14 protein-coding genes are annotated in these 21924 nt (G+C 47.4%); 10 read left to right on the top strand and 4 right to left on the bottom strand.

The features are described from left to right. A complete protein-coding gene (locus U2F10_RS01820) occupies nucleotides 1-1362 on the bottom strand; it encodes a VMAP-C domain-containing protein (protein ID WP_499870381.1) in 1362 nt (453 codons plus the stop codon). Between the two features lie 540 nt (nucleotides 1363-1902). Between U2F10_RS01820 and U2F10_RS01815 the strand changes: the two genes are divergently transcribed. Then, nucleotides 1903-6324: a WD40 domain-containing protein gene (locus U2F10_RS01815; protein WP_499870379.1), complete on the top strand. Its 4422-nt coding sequence runs from the start codon at nucleotides 1903-1905 to the stop codon at nucleotides 6322-6324. Nucleotides 6325-6502: 178 nt separating this feature from the next. On the opposite strand, the gene U2F10_RS01810 is transcribed toward U2F10_RS01815, so the two are convergent. The 3 genes from U2F10_RS01810 to U2F10_RS01800 form a co-directional block, all read right to left on the bottom strand. Then, nucleotides 6503-9370 carry an NACHT domain-containing protein gene (locus tag U2F10_RS01810; RefSeq protein ID WP_499870378.1) on the bottom strand — a complete coding sequence of 956 codons (2868 nt, stop codon included), beginning with the start codon at nucleotides 9368-9370 and terminating at the stop codon, nucleotides 6503-6505. Between the two features lie 182 nt (nucleotides 9371-9552). After that, on the bottom strand, nucleotides 9553-10044 hold the full coding sequence (locus tag U2F10_RS01805; protein WP_499870376.1) for a hypothetical protein: 492 nt from the start codon (nucleotides 10042-10044) through the stop codon (nucleotides 9553-9555). A gap of 365 nt (nucleotides 10045-10409) precedes the next feature. After that, complete coding sequence (locus U2F10_RS01800; protein WP_499870375.1) at nucleotides 10410-10844, bottom strand: hypothetical protein; 435 nt, start codon at nucleotides 10842-10844, stop codon at nucleotides 10410-10412. Between the two features lie 436 nt (nucleotides 10845-11280). Between U2F10_RS01800 and U2F10_RS01795 the strand changes: the two genes are divergently transcribed. Genes U2F10_RS01795 through U2F10_RS01755 form a run of 9 tightly spaced genes read left to right on the top strand, consistent with a single transcriptional unit; the run spans nucleotide 11281 to nucleotide 21921 of the window. Next, a complete protein-coding gene (locus U2F10_RS01795; RefSeq protein ID WP_499870373.1) occupies nucleotides 11281-11706 on the top strand; it encodes a hypothetical protein in 426 nt (141 codons plus the stop codon). Between the two features lie 3 nt (nucleotides 11707-11709). Then, nucleotides 11710-12060: a hypothetical protein gene (locus tag U2F10_RS01790; RefSeq protein ID WP_499870371.1), complete on the top strand. Its 351-nt coding sequence runs from the start codon at nucleotides 11710-11712 to the stop codon at nucleotides 12058-12060. Further along, nucleotides 12005-14731 (top strand): putative type IV secretion/conjugal transfer ATPase, encoded by a 2727-nt coding sequence (locus tag U2F10_RS01785; protein WP_499870370.1) that lies wholly within the window; start codon nucleotides 12005-12007, stop codon nucleotides 14729-14731. The genes U2F10_RS01790 and U2F10_RS01785 overlap by 56 nt, the downstream gene beginning before the upstream one ends. A 16-nt stretch (nucleotides 14732-14747) precedes the next feature. Beyond that, nucleotides 14748-15548: a hypothetical protein gene (locus U2F10_RS01780; RefSeq protein WP_499870368.1), complete on the top strand. Its 801-nt coding sequence runs from the start codon at nucleotides 14748-14750 to the stop codon at nucleotides 15546-15548. Nucleotides 15549-15553: 5 nt separating this feature from the next. Then, nucleotides 15554-16648 carry a hypothetical protein gene (locus tag U2F10_RS01775; protein WP_499870366.1) on the top strand — a complete coding sequence of 365 codons (1095 nt, stop codon included), beginning with the start codon at nucleotides 15554-15556 and terminating at the stop codon, nucleotides 16646-16648. A gap of 8 nt (nucleotides 16649-16656) precedes the next feature. After that, complete coding sequence (locus U2F10_RS01770; protein ID WP_499870364.1) at nucleotides 16657-17403, top strand: hypothetical protein; 747 nt, start codon at nucleotides 16657-16659, stop codon at nucleotides 17401-17403. Continuing rightward, nucleotides 17400-19013 (top strand): hypothetical protein, encoded by a 1614-nt coding sequence (locus U2F10_RS01765; protein ID WP_499870363.1) that lies wholly within the window; start codon nucleotides 17400-17402, stop codon nucleotides 19011-19013. The genes U2F10_RS01770 and U2F10_RS01765 overlap by 4 nt, the downstream gene beginning before the upstream one ends. 10 nt (nucleotides 19014-19023) lie before the next feature. Further along, nucleotides 19024-19686, top strand: a complete 663-nt coding sequence (locus U2F10_RS01760; protein ID WP_499870361.1) for a hypothetical protein — start codon at nucleotides 19024-19026, stop codon at nucleotides 19684-19686. Nucleotides 19687-19689: 3 nt separating this feature from the next. Next, a complete protein-coding gene (locus U2F10_RS01755; RefSeq protein WP_499870360.1) occupies nucleotides 19690-21921 on the top strand; it encodes a hypothetical protein in 2232 nt (743 codons plus the stop codon). Nucleotides 21922-21924 lie beyond the last annotated feature (3 nt).

Here is a 21924-nt window from a genome sequence, read left to right as displayed (position 1 = left end):
TTACCCCATATTCCTCACTACTCTGGAGAACTTTAATTGATCCTCGACATTCGGAGGTAATCGATTTGGATCTTCCCACAAAATCGATAAATGGTATGCATAGTGTTCATCTATCACTTTTCGTTGAGCACGAGCCCGTTCCCGAAGCTTACGGATACGCTCTGGAAGGTTTCCTAAAGGACCATGGTTTAGTAGCTCCGTAAATTCAGTAATGTGATCAAAATCGGGAATAGTGCGCCTGACCCAAAGGGCAAAGGGAGCAGACGCATCGATAATGGTGTTAAACAGATCTTCCTGCATATCTTCGCAGGGTAAGCAGGGGATAATAAATCCTACCTTCTCAGGTTGATCCTTAAAGTTGTAGAGAATTTCATCCCAGTTGCCCTCGTCTATTTTTTCTAGTTTTTCAAAAAGCTCATGAGAAGGGGTGTTGTTTAAGTGAGTTTTGAACTGTTCCCAGTTATCGCACCAATCGGTCCAACAATCATCGAGATAATCGAAACTCAACCTTTCATAGGACCGCACAATCAACGGATGTTTAACACCAATGGGTAAGGTTTTATTCCGCACCGATATTTCCCAGTGCTCCGCTTCACTACATAGATATTCCAGCGGCAAAAAGACTTCAAGCGTAATTGGGTGACACTTTTTACCACGTAGATATTGGCGACTTTTGCTCAAAAACTGATCGATCACACCGGGTATCTCAGCCAGCGTGCAATCTTTGCCTTTTTGCTCATCATCCAAGTCCAAAGGCTTAAAACGATCCAAGGATGTCGAATCGGAATCGTCAGGGATCAACCAGGCATTGACTAAAAACTGACCATCGTTAGAGGTAGGACGGAGCACAACCATCATGTAGGGAGTTAGCTTTTGGTCAGTGCTTGAGTCGTCTGGAAGCTGATGGGACGGCTGATCTACCTCAGATGATGTAATACAAGCTTCAAGCTCTGCCTTGAGCTGATCGCGCACTTTCTGTGGCACAGCTTCATCCTGGATAAGGTGGATTATGAATGCAGGTATCTTCCCATATTCTTCATGTAGCTGGGTCAGGATAGTGGCGTTATCGGTGGCTTCATTAAGAAATAGATTCGCATCGTCAGGTAGGGATGCTTGACGAGCTTGCGGCACGCTATCCTGGTTATCAATTTGATCTAACAGCGCCAGCAATGCTTTGAACTTTGGGTCTGCCATGCTCTTATCCACATCGCCAGACGCGAAGTAGTTAATCATGGTGGTTTTATAGATATCCCGACCCGCAGCATCTCCGCCCCCAGTTTCAGTCGTTTCGCGATCGCCAAATTGCTGTTCGACTGATTCCTGAGGCTGGTTAATCGCTCCTTGCGAGGCACGAGCATCCATTGAATCGCCCTGGCTCATTTCCTAGTTAACGTCTCCTGTGTGGTTGCGATCGCAAAAACGATTCCTTAGTAATTGTCCAATTTTAAGCACTTGATTCCTGCACTATTGGGGGTCTAATCCTACTTCAGGGTAACCTGCCCAAACTTCGGATTAAAGGTAGCTAAAGGTAATATATCTATTCGATTTATGTTACTGCCTGTAACTATCGCAGAGTTGCTTACTGGCAGGGTGGTTTATTGGCCATAAGCGTGGCTGTAAGCATTGAATTCAAGGTCAAGAAGTACTGAAGTTAGAATTCTGAGGGCTTATGGTTGAGTAGAGGTAGTACTGCTTGGGATGCTGGGCGACCTGGGGTGGTTGTGTTGGGTAGGTGAGGGTGCGATCGCAACTCCCTACCCCCCCATAGCTACCAACCCTAAAATCAAGGTTAAAGGTGCTGACTCTAGAATGCCTACTACCTATCGTTAAACCGTATAAACCATCAGCGAAAGCTGCAAACCTATCTGAAGCCCAACCTGAAATTTCGTCGAGGGATGCACTATGTTTGGTCTGGATAATCTGATTGACGCGATTTTTAACTCAGCTGTTGAGCAGTTCTCCCGAAATGAGCGAGTTATCAAATTGCTCAAGAAATTCAATCTTGATCCAGACCAGCCCCCAGATGACTTCACAGGTGTTTATCAATATGCTCTCGTGGAGTACGGGGTTGATAAACCCAAGCCTGTATTAGAAATCTTTCGCCAAACCGAGATTCAGCAGCTGTTCCGTGAAGCCTTGTCACAGAATAACCCTGCTGTGTTGCTACAACGAGGAGAAGCGTTTCTTAAAGAACACCCCTTAGATCAAGATATCCAAAGCAATCAAATTGATGTACGCCGTGAATTCTATGAATTCGCAGTGGTTTTTATTGAAGTCGCTAAACGGACCCGTACTCCGGCTGATATTCTCACCAACCAAAAACTAGACTCCCTGCACCGGCAAATTGGCAGCTTACAAGATCGTTTACATCGTCTGCCTACGATAGAAGGAATGCGAACTGAAATGGCTCGGTTGGCGGCTCAGGAGAATCCAGCCTTACCAGGTACAGAGTCCTTTAGTGCTGAAAAATGTCGAGCATTTGCCCTGGCTCAGCAAATGCGTGGCTGGCTGGAGACTCTAGGCTATGACTTTGAAAGTCATGAAGTGTGGAAAGAAGATCACTTTGAATGGATTATCAATTACCGGATTGGACGACGGCGCTACAGTCGGGCGCTAGTACGAGGTATTGCTGGTGAAATTGGCCTTGCAGATGTCAATTCTCTACAGCAGTCGGTAGATGCCCAAAAAGCAGATGAAGGGTGGTTAGTGACCACTCGTCGAATTTCTCGGGCTGCTCGTGATGAAATAGCAAAAGAACAAAATGAGCACCTGGGCTGCTATACCTTTGATGAATTTCTAGATCAAGATGCTGACTTTAGCGGTTATCTCACCTGGCTGGAGCAAGAAATTCAGCAGCGAGGGATTGATGAAAAATATGTACCGCTCGCCTGCGTCAAGGAAGAAGTTGATCCAGCTACTCACCAACGCATTGGAGTTAGTCGCTATGATGAGCGTGATGGTTGGATTGATGGCTATTTAGATGTTTGGTTAGACGATCCAGCTAAAGAGCATATTTCCATCTTGGGCGAGTTTGGTACTGGTAAAACCTGGTTTGCCTTTCACTATGCCTGGAAGACATTGCAACGATATCGTGATGCGCAACAACGGGGCATTGATCGACCTCGATTGCCATTAGTGATTCCTCTGCGAGACTATGCCAAAGCGGTCAGCGTAGAGTCGCTATTCTCTGAGTTCTTTTTTCGTAAGCATGAGATCCCGATTCCAGGATATACAGCATTTGAGCAACTGAACCGTATGGGCAAGCTGTTACTCATTTTCGATGGTTTTGATGAAATGGCAGCTCGTGTGGATCGTCAACAGATGATCAATAACTTTTGGGAACTGGCAAAAGTGGTGGTTCCTGGAGCAAAAGTTATTCTTACTTGTCGCACGGAACATTTCCCGGAAGCAAAGGAAGGCCGTGCGCTACTGAATGCAGAATTACAGGCTTCCACCAAAGATTTAACAGGGGAAACACCTCAATTTGAAGTCTTAGAACTAGAGAAGTTTAACAATGCACAAATTCGGCAAGTATTGTCCTATCAAGCTCAGCCAACCATTCTTAATAAGATTATGAGCAATCCTCAGCTACTAGATCTAGCTTGTCGCCCAGTGCTGACAGAATTAATCTTAGAGGCACTACCAGAGATCGAGGCAGGTAAACCAGTAGATATGTCACGAGTTTATCTCTACGCGGCAAAACATAAGATGGAGCGTGATATCAGAGCTGAAAGGACATTTACATCAATGGCAGATAAGCTCTATTTTATGTGTGAGCTATCTTGGGAAATGCTATCGACAGATCGTATGAGCATTAATTACCGAGAATTTCCTGATCGTATTCGTCAGTTTTTTGGCTCATTGGTTGAAAAAGAAACAGATCTTGACCATTGGCATTATGACATGATGGGACAGACAATGCTGATTCGTAATGCTCAGGGAGATTATACTCCAGCACATCGTTCTTTATTAGAGTTTTTTGTCGCCTACAAATTTGTTGCCGAACTTGGAGCTTTAGCATCTGATTTTTTAGGATTAGCTCAAGTGAACCCAGAGATAGATTCAGCCCTAGAAGCTCGTGAATATAAATGGTCGGAGTATTTTTCACATAGGAATCATGAAGTTACCTCATTGAAGAAATTTACAAGTGAAAGTTTCGAGAATTTAAAATCAACATTTGGTCAATCTAAATTAAGTAAAGCAGTTATTGATTTGTTGTTACCAATTATTGATGATAGCTCTGGAATTTTCGAGATACTGAAATCAACATGTGGTAAAACCGAATCAGAAGTAAATTATGTTGGTGGAAATATTGCAACGATCCTTGCAAAATCTAATCCATTTTTCTTAGAAGACTTGGATCTAAGAAGAGCTGTAATTAAAGGTGCTGATTTTTCAAATGCTAGTCTCAGAGGCCTTAATTTAGCCCAAGCGAATTTACTAGATTCTAAATTTATCAGAGCTTTCAGTCAGATTTTTTCAATTGCTATTCATCCCGCAGGTCACTTATTTGCAACAGGAGATGCAGCTGGTGAAGTTCGCTTATGGAAAACTGAAGATAGATCCTTAGTTTGGAATCAAAAGGGTCATACTCATGTTGTTAGAGCATTGACTTTTAGTTCTGACGGACACATCTTAGCAAGTGCCAGTATCGATTACACAATCAGACTCTGGAGAATAAATACAGGTCAATGCTTTCAGAGCTTAAAAGGCCATAATAGTGCTGTTCGATCAGTTATCTTTGATACGAGTGGAAAGTTACTTGTTAGTGGTGGTGAAGACCATACAGTCAAAGTATGGGAAGTACAGACTGGTAAATGTCTTAAAACCATTGCAGAACCAAATGGATATGTGCGAACAGTAGAATTTAGTCCTGATGGACAACTTTTAGCTTACAGCGGAGATAATTACAGCGTAAAATTTTTGGATGCCTCTACATGGCAGCAAGTCAGGATTCTTAAAGGACATACTAATTGGGTGAAGTCTATTAAGTTCAACTCTGATAAACAAACAATTGCTACTGCTGGCCAAGATTATGCAATAAAAATATGGGATGTTAATACAGGCGAATGTCTGCAAACTCTTAGGGAGCACAACTCGCAAATAAATTCAGTCGCTTTCGACAGTACTGGAAAACTTTTAGCTAGCGGTAGTTCAGACCAAACAATCAAATTATGGGATCTTGGCCTAGGCAAAAGTTTTCAAACGCTACATGGCCATGATAACTGGGTGCAAGCGATTGCGTTTACTCCTGATGATCAGATGCTAATCAGTGGTGCTCAAGATCATGCTGTAAAACTTTGGGATGTCCATACTGGGGAATGTCTAGATACTATCCAAGGATATTCGAATTGGCTAAAGTGTTTAGCTTTTAGTCCCGATGGGAACATATTGGCTAGTGGTGGTCAAGACTATAATGTAAGGCTTTGGGATATCAGCAATGAAAGATGCTTAGCTGAATTAAAAGGGCATTTAAGTTGGGTCCAATCGTTGGCCTTCAGTCCGGAAGGTTCCATTCTTGCTAGCAGTGGTGATGACTATGAAGTCAGACTCTGGGAGATTTTCACAGGTCGGTGTATAAGGGTTTTGAAAGGACATACCCGATGGGTTCGTACATGCACTTTTAGTACTGATGGGGAATTGCTGGCGAGTGGCAGTGATGATAATACGATCAAGATTTGGAAAGTATCCACAGGAGAATGCATTCAAGTCTTAAAAGGACATACAAATCGAGTGCGATCTGTGGCATTTGGTGCGGATTCAAACTCTCTTTTGAGTTGTGGTCATGATGATACTGTTATGATTTGGAATATACTTTCGGGTCAGTGTATTACTTCTCATCAATGCAACACTAATTGGCTACGGGCAGCAGTTGTATTTAGCCCCGACAAATGTTTCTTTGCTAGTGGCAGTGATGATTATAGTGTAAGGCTTTGGGATTTTAAAACTGGTCAATGCGTAGCTACCCTGCAAGGACATACAGGACAAGTAAAAGCAATTACCTTCAGCATAGATGGCAAATTACTTATCAGTGGTAGCGATGATCTCACAATACGTATTTGGGATCTTAGTAAGAATGAATGTATTAAAGTCTTACCTGCACATGCGAGAACAGTATCATCGCTTGCTCCTAGTCCTTTTGGTAATACTTTTGCCAGTTGTGGTGAAGATGGAGAAATTAGTCTTTGGGAAATAGCGAGTGGTTCATGCCTCTTAAATTTAAGAAGTACGCGTCCTTATGAGGGCATGAATATTTCAGAAACTGAAGGTTTAACTGATACAGAGAAAGCAGGATTAAAAGTACTTGGTGCTGTAGAGTATTAGCCTAAGTTGAATCGTCGGTACCGATTTTGCCTGATGGGATTGATTAGATGGAAGCGCTCATAATGGAAAGGATATAGCCTTTTTGAAGGAAGGTCGATAAAATCCCTGATCTGCCAGTATTTCAGTCATTTTTCTCATTACATGGGACCAGTGCCATCGCTTTTTATATTTCTTAAACTCACTTCAGACTGAGTTGCTGTTGCGCCCATTCTCGAAGTTGTGAATCTGGATCATTGATTGCCCGATCATGTAGGATCTCTAAGGTTTTTGGATGATTTGAATAGTATTTCGATAAAGCAACTAAAGCAACTTGACGAGGATTTATTTGAAATTCATACTCCCGATCTACAAAAGGATCTTCTATGGCTACCTTACACAATAATTCAAATATTTCAGAATCATCACGAAAACACTCTATAAGACTCTCAAGGACAGTTTCTCGAACATATGCATGTTCATCATGCTGAAGTTTTATTTTGAGCAACGGCAAAGTTTCTGGAGCATCGCGAAAATACTTGGCAAATGCCATTAACATTCCTGACCGTGCATAACCATGTTTCTCTTGTTGTATTTTTTCCAGTACAAACTGGAATGTTTCAGGTTCATTATAAAATTGAGCAGTAATTGACTCTACAGCTGCTCCCCGAACATATCCATCTGTCTCAGATTGAGCGATTTCCTGTAACCATGGTAAAGTTTCTGGCCTGTCACAAAAATGCTGAGAAACTGTAAACACTGCTGCTCGTCGTACTAGCCATTTTACATTCTTACTCTGCAAAGTAGAACTTTCATTTACTAATGAATACAACCAATTCAACTCCTCCGGGAAATACGAGGCAATGCGCTTAAGGATGGTGTAAATAGCTCCCCAATTTAGTGGAATTTTAGGGTTTTCGATTTCTTGCTTTAGTAGTTCTAATAGTAGATTGTGACTTTGAGGAATTGTCTTAATACTATACGCTTCTATCATACAATCAGATGCTAGTAACAAATTAGTTAACCCTTCCGTTGTTACTTCATCCTCATAGTCATCATCTAGAAAATTAGTCTTATCAATTTCTATTTCCAGGAGGAATTTAATCAATTGGTCTACAAGCTCTGGTGTGAGCATTCCGCAGAGCAGCCGTAATACTTCATGCCAAGTTTCATCCCGCCAATGTTGTCCAAATATCTCCTCCCTCAATTGTTCAAAGTCAATCAGCTGTTGTTTCTCAAATCGATTAAAGATCTCTACAGCACAGAAGTATTCTAAAAATGTTCGATGAACAAATCCATAGGTATCAGCACCGCGATAGCAGAGGATAAAATTACGCTCTCGTAAATGCTGAATCAACTGATTAGCCTTTTCGCGGGGAGTGCTAAAGCCTTGATCACGCAAATAGGCTGTTAGAATTCGCGTCAGTCGATCAATTTCAATCAAGTTTCCTTTCAACCCTTCTTCCCTTGACTGCATCTCATAAGCAATTAAGCGTAGGATCTCCTGTTTTTCTCGTCTTCCAATTACACCCATTGGCAATTGTAATCGTTTGTGATCGACATCCCAATGATGTAGCAACACGTGTGAAGCTTGTTCATAAAGGTCAATACGATCGCGTGGTAGTTCCTGTCGTCGATTCAAAATTGTCATCATTGTCAAAAGCAGAGGATTATCTGCCAGGTTAGCAATGGCTCGCGAACTGGCAATTGCCAGCTTCAAACGCTCCTTAAGCATTACCTTATCTGGTTCATTATCTATTGATAGGTCATACCAACAATCGATGAAGCTATGGATTTCGTTGATGTTCAGAGATTGAATTGTAAAGTGTCGAAAGCCACTTTGTTGAAGCTTTTCAGGATTATATCCAATGATCCGAGAAGTTACTAGAACTTGTGCTTTGGAATATTTTTGGCAGAAACGGACGATATCGCTAATGACTGTATGTTGAATGTGGTGATCAAATATCTCATCCAGCCCATCAAACATTACTAAAGTTGAAAACTCTAACAAGTGCTGATGAAGTTGTTTCTGATCAAACTGCCAATTCACACCTTGACCACAATGAAGATATTCGAGGAAGTTCGCAGATGGAGCAATAGCAAACTCTCGCAATTCAATCAATAACGGTAAAACTTCGGTTTTGCCCTCCACCCATTCCAGTGCTAGATATTGCAATAAGCTAGACTTCCCAGATCCCGGATCGCCCAGAATAACTGATTTTTGAGATTTTCTTAAAACTTCTAATACTTTTTGTATAGGTTGTTGAAAATACTCACGACGAAAATCATCCAAGGCCTTGGATGATAAGTCATTCTCTAATAGCCCTTCTTCTTTGAGTTTACGCTTCAAGTCTGAAGGCAGCTCATAGCGTGTTGGAGGCAAAGCTTCTCTTACGGTTTGCTCAATAAATATTGTCCAGAGTTTGATTGATTCCGCACGATCAGTTCTATCGAGGGTATATAGTTTCAGGTAGCCATAGCTGAATTGTAAGCTCTCTCGATATTTCTCAATATCGAAACCTGGTGAGATTTGTTTTGTGTTTTGAGAAATTTCTTCTAAAAAATCTGTTTCCAGGAGAGCGCGCAACTCTGCATTTGCTTTAACAATTCTCCTCACCTGATAAACATATTCTTTACTGATTCCTCGCCAATCAAATTCCTCTGATGGAAATTGCCAGTCAGTATTTTGATACTGTTTTTGCCAAATGCTTTCTAATTGTGCATGGTCAATCTGTTTGATATTTTTCTCAAATGCTTTCCCTAAAATCGGGCATACAGCTTTATCCTGCACAAATCTTTTGATAGCAGCCTTGTAGAAATGCCTAATACTGGTTTCAGGTACTTCGTTAATCTGAAGCTCTTTGATAAATCGCTGAATAAAATAACCAATTGCTTCTGCCATCGGTGTTTTCAATTTTGTGGCATTTAGCTGAGCAACACTACTATTCAGGCATGCTTTGAAAAAATCTTGAACATACCCCTCTAGAACAGGCTTACCTAAATCAAGTACTTGTTCAAGCACTAGTTTGCCTAACTCTATACCTGTTGACGCTACAAGCCATTCCAACATATTGAAATCTCAGAGGTGACTGAAGTTATTTCTAATATCACATTTATTTTAGGAGGATGCTAAAAAATGGAAGTTCAAGGCACAGCAAGGGACTTCATGCTATGCCCCCATCGATAACATAAAGTGCTCACACCATATACCTTGTTTAATCGCACTTAGCTCATAAGGAAACAGGTGACGAGCTACCTAAGATCGCTTATGCCTGAAGGTAAATCGAAAGTGATGTCACAATAGTAACCAGTTTCATATCCCTGAATCACTCGATAGATGATGCGTTGCCTATTATCCTGACACTCGACATTTAATCGCTCCCAGGTTTCAGGTCGGTATTGCCCCCGCTGCTCACTCCGCCAGATCACTGCACGGTGCAAAATCTGTCTGACTTCAGCCAGCAATGGCCAGCCACATGCCGGTTCAATCACGTCACTTTCCCATACCTCAGAAATGAGCTGCGCCGCATCCGGTGCTAACCCCTGTGGTTGCAAATCCTGAGGCAACCCAATGGCTATCGTTATTTTCAGGTCAGACCACCATGCCCACCATTCAGTACGGTGGATTAACTCCACGTCTGATACACGGATTATGTCCTCGACAGGTGTCCCATCCAACTCTGCCAGCCGTAGCGCATCCGCCCAAGTAATCGCGACATACTGCCGCGTTCTATACCGTTCCATAAGCACTCCCAGACCCTATCCAGCAACCGGGGTGCTCCACTCACATGGGTAAACGTCTATCGCTGAACGAAATCGAGACCCATAATTCAGACAACCACTCACCATTTCAAGTGACTATTCAAGACAATCAGTGCATAAAAATGTCCGTAACCTGGTCCCCCGACCTCGCTAAAACGATTGCTGCATATCAATTTCAGCTGATATGCACACTGTTACGACTATCTCTTCCTGCCTGCCAAAAGCCCACTATCCGGATTTCTCCTTATTCGGAGGCTAATAACATCATTAGGATGTGGCTCCGGTAAAGAAAATCAAGGATATTTGTATTTATTTCTTTGCAGCTAATGTCTGTACCGCGATCAGCCTTAGGTCAAACCACTACTGGCATCAATTTCCGCTTCCATCCGTGCAATGGAGCGCTCATAAACCCTGAGCCCTAGCAAAACTAACCGCACTAACATCTGGTCCGGGTTCCGCTGACTGGCTGCCGCTAATTCCTCAATCCGCTCTGTTGGGAGGTGCTCATTAAATAGCAGTAAATTCGCCTCCAGCTCATGGACTAGTCCACGCCGGTTCTGCTCTGCGTTCTCCCGAAGCTGCTGCCCCATCGGCGATGTCAGCACTAGTTCCAGCAATTCCACCAAAAACGGAGACCGCTTCTTATTCCCCTCGGCTTCACACTGAGCATTGATCTCAGCCAGCAGCTCAGTACTCATGTAGAACGTCGGTCGGCACCCTGCCTCTTGAGCGTCATCATCGCTCGCTTTTGCACGTTTTCCAGACGAGGCAGACTCTACCATCAGATAAGTGTTTCCAAAGATTCACCTTTATCCTACCCCTTAGGACTTTGAGCACGTCATTACCATAATTAGCTTCATAGAAGTACTAAGGTTTCTCAAAGTAACCATAAAGCCGATATAGACTTCCTTAAGATTCTAAACGTAGTACTTCCCTTGTCTATATCTCTGCATTCACCGCTCCTAAATAGCTGTAGAGGCATGTATTTACTCAGCCTACTTCGCTACGTAACCTTTGATAAACAATCCTTAAGTAAAGCTAAAGGATAGGGTCTATTCTGTAGACTTCGATCAGTATTACTAAGTAGTACTTTTTATTATTTAGTGCTACTCGCTCATGTCCCAGGGTGATCAATTGTCATCTCACGGACACACCACCACACCCAGTCAAGGTTCTATCTACCGACTTCCAGGCAATTCCATCGACAGGAGTCGGACCATGATTCAACGTTCATTACGATTCAACGTCCCAGTCTTGGGGCATCTTCCATTTGCCCAACCACTCGCCCATCTAAATGCTCGCTTTAGCCGCCTGAGTCGCTGGCGCATAGTGGGCATCCTCGGCGGCATTTTATTGTTCGCGTTTATTATCTTCCAGGCTAATCCCGCCTTTGCTCAGCTCTTCGGTACAGCAGAAGAGCAGGCTCAAACCATCTTTGGTCAATATATCGATCAGGGCATCATTGACTTCCTATTCGGCATGTTACGCATTGTCGTCTGGATTTCGGCAGTTGGCTTTGTCTTCTTTGCCATTTACCAAGCCCAGCGGGGAGAACAATGGCAACCCCTCCTCCAAAATGCCTTCATTATTATCGCTGCCGTGGTGGTGGTCGAAGGCTTAAGTCAATTGTTCTTTGGCGTATAGCCCATGGCCGAGGACTCCAATCTGTTCTGTCCCATTAACCAAAGTATTGGACAGACACCCAGCCTCGGCCCCATTCCCTCCAATCTTCTTGCCCCCAGTGGTGCCATTATTGTCAGCTCCTATGTGCTGATTCAGGTGGTTCTGCAGCTTGGCTTTGGCCTATTCCTTTTGACCAGTGCCTGGGGCATGAGTACCTGGTGGGTGGTGGTGGGCGAGAAAACATGGAAATTTACCCATAAGTTCGTGCCGGTTCCCGACTGGAATCGGGGCCATGTGGTCTATCAACCGCACTTACACCATGAGCACAACCAAACAACGCCTCGGGGCACAACGCTACCGATTCAAACCCTTTGAAGATGAATCTCACCTGGAATGCATCTGTCGCCTTCAGGTGAGAGACAGAGATGTGGGAGCCTATTTGCTGAACTATCGCAAGCAGCTCAGTTTTGTCTTTGGCTTTCAGGCTGTAGGCATTCACACCCTATTGGCAAACGGCCAAGCAGAAACTGTTTTGGCTCGTCTGGAATCGGGCCTTCAAGGCTTTCGACCCGGTGACCGACTGCGAATTCATCTGCGATCCATCGGTACCGATCACCAACGACAACAAGAACTTTCGGATCGCATAGAGTCCACATCAACCCTGGAATCTCAGTTCCTATTACTGGCTCAACAGCGGGCAACCCGTGACCGAACAGCAGCAGGACAACGCCAGCCCAAACATCTCTACCTGTTTGCCACCTATGTTTTAGAACCGGGGAAAGAAGCCCGATCAGATCGACTGGAGCAGGCCCTTGCCTGGATTATCAGCCGGTATGACACCTTCAAAGGACTCAAGCAAGAAAAAGAATCTCAGCACTATCAACAGCTATTAAATCAAGCTTTTACCGATGGGTATCTCCATTGGGAACAACAGCTCAATAGTCGCATGGGTTTACAGGCTTCACCCATGGATGCTGATCACCTCTGGAGCTATCTCTGGTATCAGTTCAACCAGTCAGCACCACCACCTGTTCCACAGTGCTTGACTCTCAGCGATCAGACGGGGCAATTATCCCTTCAAGAAACCGTCACTGTTCCTCTCCATGCCAGTTCTGTTTTAATTCGGGGAGAACATGGCCATCCCACTCACCCAAAAGCAGACCGCCAGTGGGTGCGCGTCAAAGGTAAATGTATCGGTGCGGTTGTTCTCGAATCCAAGCCGGCAGGCTTTATCTCTCCAGAACATCAGCTCTATTACCTGTGGCAAGCCCTGTCTCAGTTTGCTGATTACGACTGCGTCTGTGAGCTGGCAGCCGCCGACCGGACCATGACTCGCATGAGTCTACAACGGCTTACCCGACAGAATATGACCGCCACGTTCCGAGCCAATCTGCTCAAGGATGTGGATGTGGCCTCCCAAATGCGGCTAAAGCAAGGTGTGGCTGCCCAAGAAAAAATCTACGAAGGAGCCTTACCCATCTGGGTCAGTGTTGTCGTCTTTCTCCATCGCAACAATCCCACTGAACTCAGTGAAGCTAGTCAGCAGCTCACCAATGCCTTTCACCAGGGAGACTTTATCCGTGAAACCGAAGTGGCCTGGCAGTTATGGCTCAGGTCGTTACCGATTGTTTCCAGCTGGCTGCTGGAAGATGGTCGCAGACAGCTCTATCTCACCCATGAAGCACCGGGGTTAATGCCGGTTGCTTTTCCCCGTCCAGTAGATAGTCGAGGCATTGAACTGATCACCCATCAGGGCCGGATGCCCATTCAAATCGACTTTGCCCAAAAGCATCGCGGCATCCTGATCTTTGGTGAAACCCGCAGCGGTAAATCTGTTCTGGCCGCTGAAATCTTTGTCTGGGCCATCGCCTGCGGCATGAATGTGATTTCTCTGGACTATCCCAAGCCCGATGGCACCACCACCTACACCGACTTGGTGAAGTTCTTTGGCGATCAGGGAGCCTACTTTGATATTGGTTCAGAATCCAACAACCTGTTTCAGATTCCAGACCTGCGCCACCTGGATGAAAAGCAACGCCAGGAACGATTAGACGACTATAAAGAATTTCTCGTCAAAGCCCTGGATACCATGGTGATGGGCACCGAAACCGAGAACCAGCTCGGCAAGCGGGTCCATACGCTGCTGTGGCAGGGTCTAGCAGAGTTCTTTACCGATAACGCTATTCTCAGCCGGTATGATGCCGCCTTTGACGACGGCTTTGGCAGCACGGCCTGGCAACAAATGCCCACCCTGGCCGACTTTGTTGAAAGTATAGTCGGTTTGGAACTGGAGGTGGATTCTCCCTTAATTCAAGAGGCTCTGGCCACCATTTTGTTGGAATTACGAGGCTGGTTGTCCAGTCGAGTCGGTCGAGCTATTTCTCAACCGTCTACCATTCGCACCGATGCCCAACTTACCGTCTTTGCCCTGCGCAATGTGGGCGACAACATTGAAGCGGCTGTCCTAGCCCTATCTGCTCAGTCCATGGCCTTTCGCCGGGCATTAGAAGTGTCTGATTCACTCCTGGCCATTGATGAAAGTCCGATTCTGTTCAAGTACAACGGCATTGCTCAGATTATTGGTCAGGTCTGCGCCAATGGGGCCAAGTCCGGCATTCGTCCTCTGATTATCGGCCAGGATCCAGACACCATTGCCAATTCAGTTGCTGGGTCTCAAATCCTCCAGAACCTCAATACCCGCTTTATCGGTGCCATTCAGCCCAATGCTCTGCCATCCTATGAAACCCTGTTTGGCTACTCACCCCAGGTGTTGATGCCCAATACCGATGAAGCATTCCGCATTGATCCAGTACAGATCTGTTCCCACTGGCTGGTTGATGCTGACGCTCGACTTACCCCTTGCTCCCACTACCCATCCCCTGAACTACTGGCCGCTGTAGCTAACAACCAAAAAGAACAAAAGGCCCGGCAGCGAGTACTGGCCCAGCATGACAACAAGTTCGCAGGCTATGCCGCCTTTGCTCAAGCTTACGTTCAAACTTTGCGAGCAGGCCAATCCATGGATCAAATTTCTCCCAATTCCTAATCTACAGGAGGTTCCCATGACACCCAAAAAACGACGCTGGCGATGGTTACTAATCGGCACTGGCACTTTGGTGCCGGTCCTCACCCTTGGTACTGCTGCTGCATCCTTATTGCCCGGTGGTTTACCCGATGGCTGGCATCAGGGTGTCTTGGATGATTATCTCAATCCCCTAGAACAGCTTGTCGGCCAGTGGCAGCGAGCAGATCCCATTCGAGAAACCATTATGGAAACTGCATTGGGTGTGCTGTGGGATGATCTCAAGGGCAGCACCCAAACTGAGATTTTAGATCCGTACAAAGTACGCACCGCTGAGGATGTGACGGGGGCCGGAGTACTCACTACCAGTCCTGTGGTTCAACAGCGGGACCTAGGTAATCTGGTGGACCAGGAAATGGCCAGATCGCTGGCGGCTCCTGTTATCGGGGAAGAAGGCAATACCTGGTTAGAAGAATCCGCCCAGCGCACAACGGATCTGGTCAACCAGAGCGTACAACAAACGGAAGAGGTGGTCTCACTGGCAGACAGTGCTCAGGGCATGGGCGTCACTCAGGATGTGATGAAACAAAGTGCTCAGATTGATGCCGAGATTGCCAAGCTGCTGACCCAACAAACTCAGCTGACTGCCGATAATCACACCACGTTGTTACAGCTTCAACAGCTGCAAGGCATTGTGGCTCAACTTGCTGCCGATACCAGCGAGGGCATTGACGAATCCAATCGACGAGAGCGGCTGGAACGTCAGGTATCCATCTCTGGTTCAGCCCAATCACCTATCTACCTGCCGGGTGTATTAGGCACCCAGACTTCAGAGGAGTAATGCCGATGACCGCCCATGTCCTGGCCCAGCTAACTGGGGGCCTCAGCATCATTGAAGATAGCATCCAGCAGCTTGAAGCTGTTCAGCAAGCCTGGGATGACCGCTGGCAGGAGATTTTTACCCAGTCCAACGGTCTTTATCTCGGCATCAACCAGTTTGCGGCCATCATTCTGGTGGGCACCTTTATCTTCTTTGCCGTGGGCTGGGTTAAGGATGCCATGGAGCGAGGCATTTTTCCGGCACTCCCCCATGTGCTCTGGATGCTGCTGATCGCAGTGCTGTTGTTTGATAATGGTTCTCTTCTCGGGTCAGTCACTCTGGGATTACGGGATGTGATCAACGCCCAAACCCAGGTGGTGTTGGCGGTGCAAATCGGCGAAGTCTCCATGGTGGAGGCCCTTAACGATGTGATTGTCTCTCAACAGGCCAAGGCATTGATTCAGCGAGAATATGCCGAATGTGATGCCAAAGAAGGACAGGCCCAGATTGACTGCTTTTTAGACGCGGGTGAACGAGCACAGCAAATCCTGGAACAGGAGTATCGCCGTCGAGGGTTTTGGAGTGCTGGACTCCAGCGACTGTCCCAGCGACTACGACAAATCGGTGAGCACATTCAACAGGACTATCAGGATGGCTCACCCCCTGCCGGAGGAGATCCGTTGGGTGATTTTCTGGTGCATAGTCTGGTGCAGACCGGCAGTCATGCCCTGGCCGAACACATTCTTAAGGGCTGGCAGTGGGCCTTTGCCAACATTCTAGAACTAGCCATGTTGTTGACCGGGCTGATGGGACCGATTGCGGTGGCAGGTTCAGCTGTTCCTCTTCAAGGAAGACCATTATGGGCCTGGTTAACCGGTTTCTTCAGCCTGGGCATGGCCAAATTCTCCTACAGCGTCATTGTGGGTCTAGCAGCCACCGTCGTTGTCACCGCTGAAGTTCAGACCCAGAGTGATTTTGGTTTTCTTCTACTCATCAGTGTGCTGGCTCCGGTGCTGGCCCTATCCATTGCCGGGGGAGCTGGAATGGCTGTCTTTCGCGGCATCTCCGGTGGTGTTACCCGCATTATTTCCATTGGTTCATCAACTCTGCCGTTACCCTAAAGCGCACCATGCAATTTAGCGATCTCACCCGTCGTGGGCGACTCCCTAGACTGGATTCTACCGATATTCTGCCGTTGGCCTTTGCCGGGCTATCCGCAGGTGTGGTCATTCTGACAATCGCACTACTCTGGCTGGCGGTGTCCTTTTCCAAGCTAGCCAATAAACCGTCTCCCACCCTGGTACAGCAGGTGGATGGTCGTGCCTTTACCGTACGCCCTGCCGATGTTCACTATCGCGAACCCGAAGTTATTCGGCGGGTGGTGTCTGACTGGGCGGTGATGACCTTTACCTGGGGTTCCATCCCTGGCAAAGAAACAGAGACCATTGATGAAGGCATCAAGGTCAAAGGTACAGATAGGGTCACTGAATCTGCCTGGGAAGCGGGGTTTCTATTATCCAGTGACTTTCGTGATGTTTTTCTGACTCAGTTGGCTACCGAGATTATTCCCGATGCGGTCTTTGATGGTCAGGTTTCAGCGGTGATTATCCCTCAAGAAGTCTCACCGCCTCAGGTCGTCAATGAGGGACTGTGGCAGGTGGACCTGATTGCCACACGCATTGTCTTTGATGACACCAACCCATCTGGTACCACGATTCCCTTTAATCGACGGTTCTATGTACGGGCAATTGAGCCTCCCAGAAAGCCACTGATCAAAAATGCATCGGACTATCAACAGGTGGTGTATCGGCTGCTGGAAAGCGGATTACAGATTGATGAAATTTGGCCCATTCATGGAGAGGAGATCAGCCAATGAGTGATGAACCTACCCTGAAGAGTTTACGGAAGATGACCGGGGCTCCAAATTTGGACGAACCCCTGGTGAGTGAAACCGCTTTTGATGCGGTGGAAATGAAATCAGAACGACCCGCCTGGAAGATGCCGGGGCCAAAACTGATGGCCGTCGGCATAGCGCTGGTGCCTGTCTTTGGTGCCGCTGGTTATTTCATGTTGGCCAGCCGACAGACCGATAAAGCGGATGTAGCGGCGTCTGAGGCTTCCACAGATACGGAGGCGGCTAATGAGATACCCAGCATCACTGAGGTTGCCCTCGAAGAATCCCGTAACGAGGTTGCTCGGTTGAAATCCAATATGGCACTGAGTGATCAGGCGTATGTTCAACAACAGTCGCAGGAAGTTGTTAGACCAAAGTCGTCACCGACGCCAGCACCAGCACCACCCAAGACGACAACTAAGCCCTCTGCAAGACCTGCACCTGTTGTCAGTGCCAGTCCTCGGCCTGCACCCGCTATTGATTATCGGCCCACTCCCAGACCTGTACAAACGATAGCGACACCACCGAGACCTGCACCTGCAGTGACAGCTGCCGCCTCACCCCGTTTCTCAGACACCGATCCTACCGAGCGTTGGCAGACACTGGCCCGCCTGGGTAGCTACGGCACAGTTCCACCGATTGAACCCACGGAGCAAACAGAAACTGTCGATGGGGGTAATGCAATCGAAACCATTCCTGTGGCCCAGATTTCTCCTCACTCGGTAATGGCTACCGTGCCAATACAATCCCCCCCTGCTCCTGAAGAACCAGAGCCAGAAGTCATTCCAGAAGAATCGGCACCATTAGAACTATCCGAACCCATTCTGGTGGCAAACACACAATCATCTATTCCTGAAATTTCTGAACCGTTACCACTCGAAAACATCCTCCAGGCCCAGGCTTCTCCTGAGGTTTTGAGCGATGCCGAAGCCCGCATCCTTGCAGAACCGCTCCAGCCACCATCGCTGATGTCAGGCACCTATGCGTCTGGAGAACTCACCACACCTGTTGTTCTCAATGAATCCGAACAATCCAGTCGTTATGTGGTGCGTCTAAATGAGCCCCTGATGGATAACCGGGGACGACCTGCCATTCCTAGTGAAAGCGATCTCACCGTTGAAGTGGAACCCGTCGGGGATGATCGACTGGTGGAAATCTCAGCGGTATCGGCTACCTGGCAAGAGGGTAACAATCAACAAGAAATTCTTCTTCCCGATGCCGTTGTTCAGATTCGGGGTGCTGATGGTCATCCGCTGATCGCCCAAGGCTATGGAGATCCAGGGGGTGAGATTGCAGCCCTTGATGCCAGTGAAGTGGCCTTGGGTGCTGTCCGTCGAGCGTCAGAACTCTACACTCGACCTAATACCCGTGTTCAAACTAATGACAACAGCACGGTTGTTACCGAAGAGAATCCAGACCCCAATATCCTAGCCGGTGCTCTGGAAGGCGGGACGGATGTGTTGCTAGACATTCTGTCTGAACGGAATCAGCAGGCCAGGGACGCCATAGCCCAACGACCTCAGGTGTTGTACCTGGAGGAGAACACGCCAGTGCAGGTGTTTGTAAATGCCTCAATGCAGTTGCCTATGTAGCCGGAGGTGAATGATGCAGCGTTTGATAAAGCTATCGATAGCTCTATTGCTATGGGGATTGGCCCGACCTGCCATGGCCCAGACTCGTTCGGTTGAGATGCCTGAATCGAGAGCTATAGATGTGGAATTACATCGGGGCCATGGTGTAACCCTCAACTTCCGTCCCCTGGATGCCACCATTCAACGAGCCTGGTTGGATGATCTCTCCAAAGTCACCGTAGACTTTGACGATCCTAGATGTGGTGTTGTTGGAACTTCAGAAGGCTGTGCCGCAACTGTCATTCATCTGCGGCGGATTCATCCTATTGAGTTTCCCGATTTACCGGCCACAGCCACAACAACTCTCACAGTCCTTACCGATGCTGATATCTATACGTTTCAGCTGAGTTTTCCGGATGGTGAAGTGCCTGAGTATTCAGTCCTGGCGCTGCAACGAGAAAAGCCTCCTGAACTATCGGATAATCCAACACTTACCGCAGTCACACAAATTGAACAGGGATTGCAGGTGGCTCAAATCCGTCGCCTGATCTCACCCAGTGATCCCCTATGGTCACGGATTCAAACCTGTTTGCAGCTGATGCGAGATGGTGCCACCACGGCTGATGCGGCTCAACGAGCAGGTATCTCACCAGACTTACTTGCTCGGCTGATGGAATTTGGGGCAAGGAGGTAGACCATGCTAACTCCAATCTTGCGATCAGTACGCAATCTCCTGATCATACTTGTCGTCGCTCTAGCCGTATGGCTATTGCCGGGTGCGATCAGCACGGCCCAAGATTATGGCATTCCTACAGTGGGTGTCACCTGGGAGAACCAGTATGGTCAAATACCTGACTGGTCACAGCTGACATTTCGTACCCTGCCACCGATTCTCTCCGATGGTGTGTTTGATGCTCCTTCAGAGATGAATGATGCCCTCAACTATGACCTTTCTCGGGTCTGGCAGGCAGGGCAGACGGCTGATAATTATCTGAAGCTGGGAGATTTTCAAACCAGTCTCTATCTCCAGCTGTTTAATCTCTATTCGGTTGCCCAACTAACCCAGTTAGATCTTGAGCAAGTAGCCCTGGGAGCCCTGGAGATGGTTGCATGGCAAAGCCTGGATGATCTGGTAACGGCAATTCCAGGACTGGGCAATTTTGAGCTTGGTGCGGTTCCACCGATTCAGGAGCTGATCTCAAGTCGTTGGCCAGGAACACCGGGATTTAATCCTCAGGCCAATGACACCATTGCACAATTACTGGGTGAGTATCCAGAATTGGGGCAGTTAAACCTGGGTGATCTGGGCGATCAGCTAAACAGTTTTGCGATCACCGACATTCCCGGTCTCGACACTGTCCCCCTACAGAACTTCACTGACTGGGGCAATAGCACCCTGGGTGGTGTTCCTGGTTTAGCCGATGTTCCCTTTGACCAGATGCCCAATCCCATCAATTCAGTGGGACTGTTGGGCCAGGTAGATGTGGCGTATGGCCCTGCAGAACAATCACGACAGAATACGATTTCAGGTAGCTACCAGGCAGGCTTTAGCGTGGCCTGTGAGACTAACTGTGCCCATGTGGAACTCACCGCCAGTCCTGCACTCCATGGTAAGCAATGGATCTCAGGTAAGTATCAGGAAGTGCGCGGGGGTGAAGGCATCCTGGGCCAGGTCAATGGTGGCAAAGAACCGACTGGCAGACATCCCTTTGGCAAGGTGGCCAAGGTTGTTGTTTGGGATGTGGATGAATCAACCGGGACCGTCAGCACAGCCTTGTTTTTCCGTATCTGTAAGCGAGGTATCCCAGACCTGGGCTGCACGCCTTACTTTATTGGACCGGTTCCGTTTCTGAGCTATAGCGAAACCACGATGATGTTGGTGGGTCTGTTGGATGGTCAGGGGGGCAGCAGTTCATCTGCGTCTTTACCCACTGAAGTCTTGGATCAGGCCCGACAACTGGGCATTCCCACAGAGGCATTACCGGGATTTATCAGCGATGGGTTTGGTCTTTGTGGCGATGGCCCTGGCGGGGTGGATTATTCGGCCCTGGCAGCGGCATTATCCAGTATTGAAGGCCATTACGATTCTGTTGGGGCCTATGTCTGTGATGGCGATGGCAACTGTGGCCGAGGACTGGGCCGCTATCAGTACATGAGCTATCGTAGCGATGTGCGATCCACCATCCGACAACAGTCCGGTGGAGCAGCATTTCTTGCTAAAGTCGATTCAGGTAGCGCGATCAGCAGCGCTGAGATTGATCGGTTCTTTCCGTCCACCAGCCAGGATGGCATTTTCAAACAGGACCAGAATCGCAATATTGCCCAGGCGCAGCAAGAAGGATTCTCCGGTGGTCGGCTAATTGAGCGGGTGGGTCAGATTCACTTTGGTGGACCCGGTGCCAAGATTGATGGGGGCTCCTCCGATGTCCATGGACGGCTGACGCTTAAAAGCTATGGTGAGAAGCTACTCCAGAGCTATGAGACTGCGCTGGTATCAGGGGGCGGCAAACGCTGTGCTAAGCAGACGGGGGGTGATTTGAACCAGCGGATATTCCAGTCCATGGGAGAGATAGGGCGGTTTGATAGCTCTTCGGGTCCCGATGGTGGCAATTTAGCCTGTGCATGGGCAGTAAATCGGGTGCTGGCTAATGCGGGTATTCAACCTGTGGGGGCCAATACCAACTATGTACCCTCTGTTGAAGCTGATTTACGAGCAGGTCGAGGTACCCAAATTAGTCAGTCTCAGGCAGCTCCTGGAGATATCGTAATTGCCTCAACAGCCGGTCATATCGGCATTTGTATGAACCAGGGCTGCACTCAGGTGAGATCTAATTCATCCAGTCGTGCCCGGTTTACCTGGGATTCAGACATTAACTTTGCCGGTGTTTATGGGGCTGGCCAAAGTCGTATCTATCGTTTGAAAAATTAGGAG

Origin of the sequence: Leptothoe sp. EHU-05/26/07-4, assembly GCF_043421015.1 — a bacterium.
Classification (GTDB): Bacteria; Cyanobacteriota; Cyanobacteriia; order Phormidesmidales; family Phormidesmidaceae; genus Leptothoe; species Leptothoe turfae.
The sequence above is the reverse complement of the archived record's forward strand: the minus strand, read 5'-3'. Positions and strand labels throughout refer to the sequence as shown.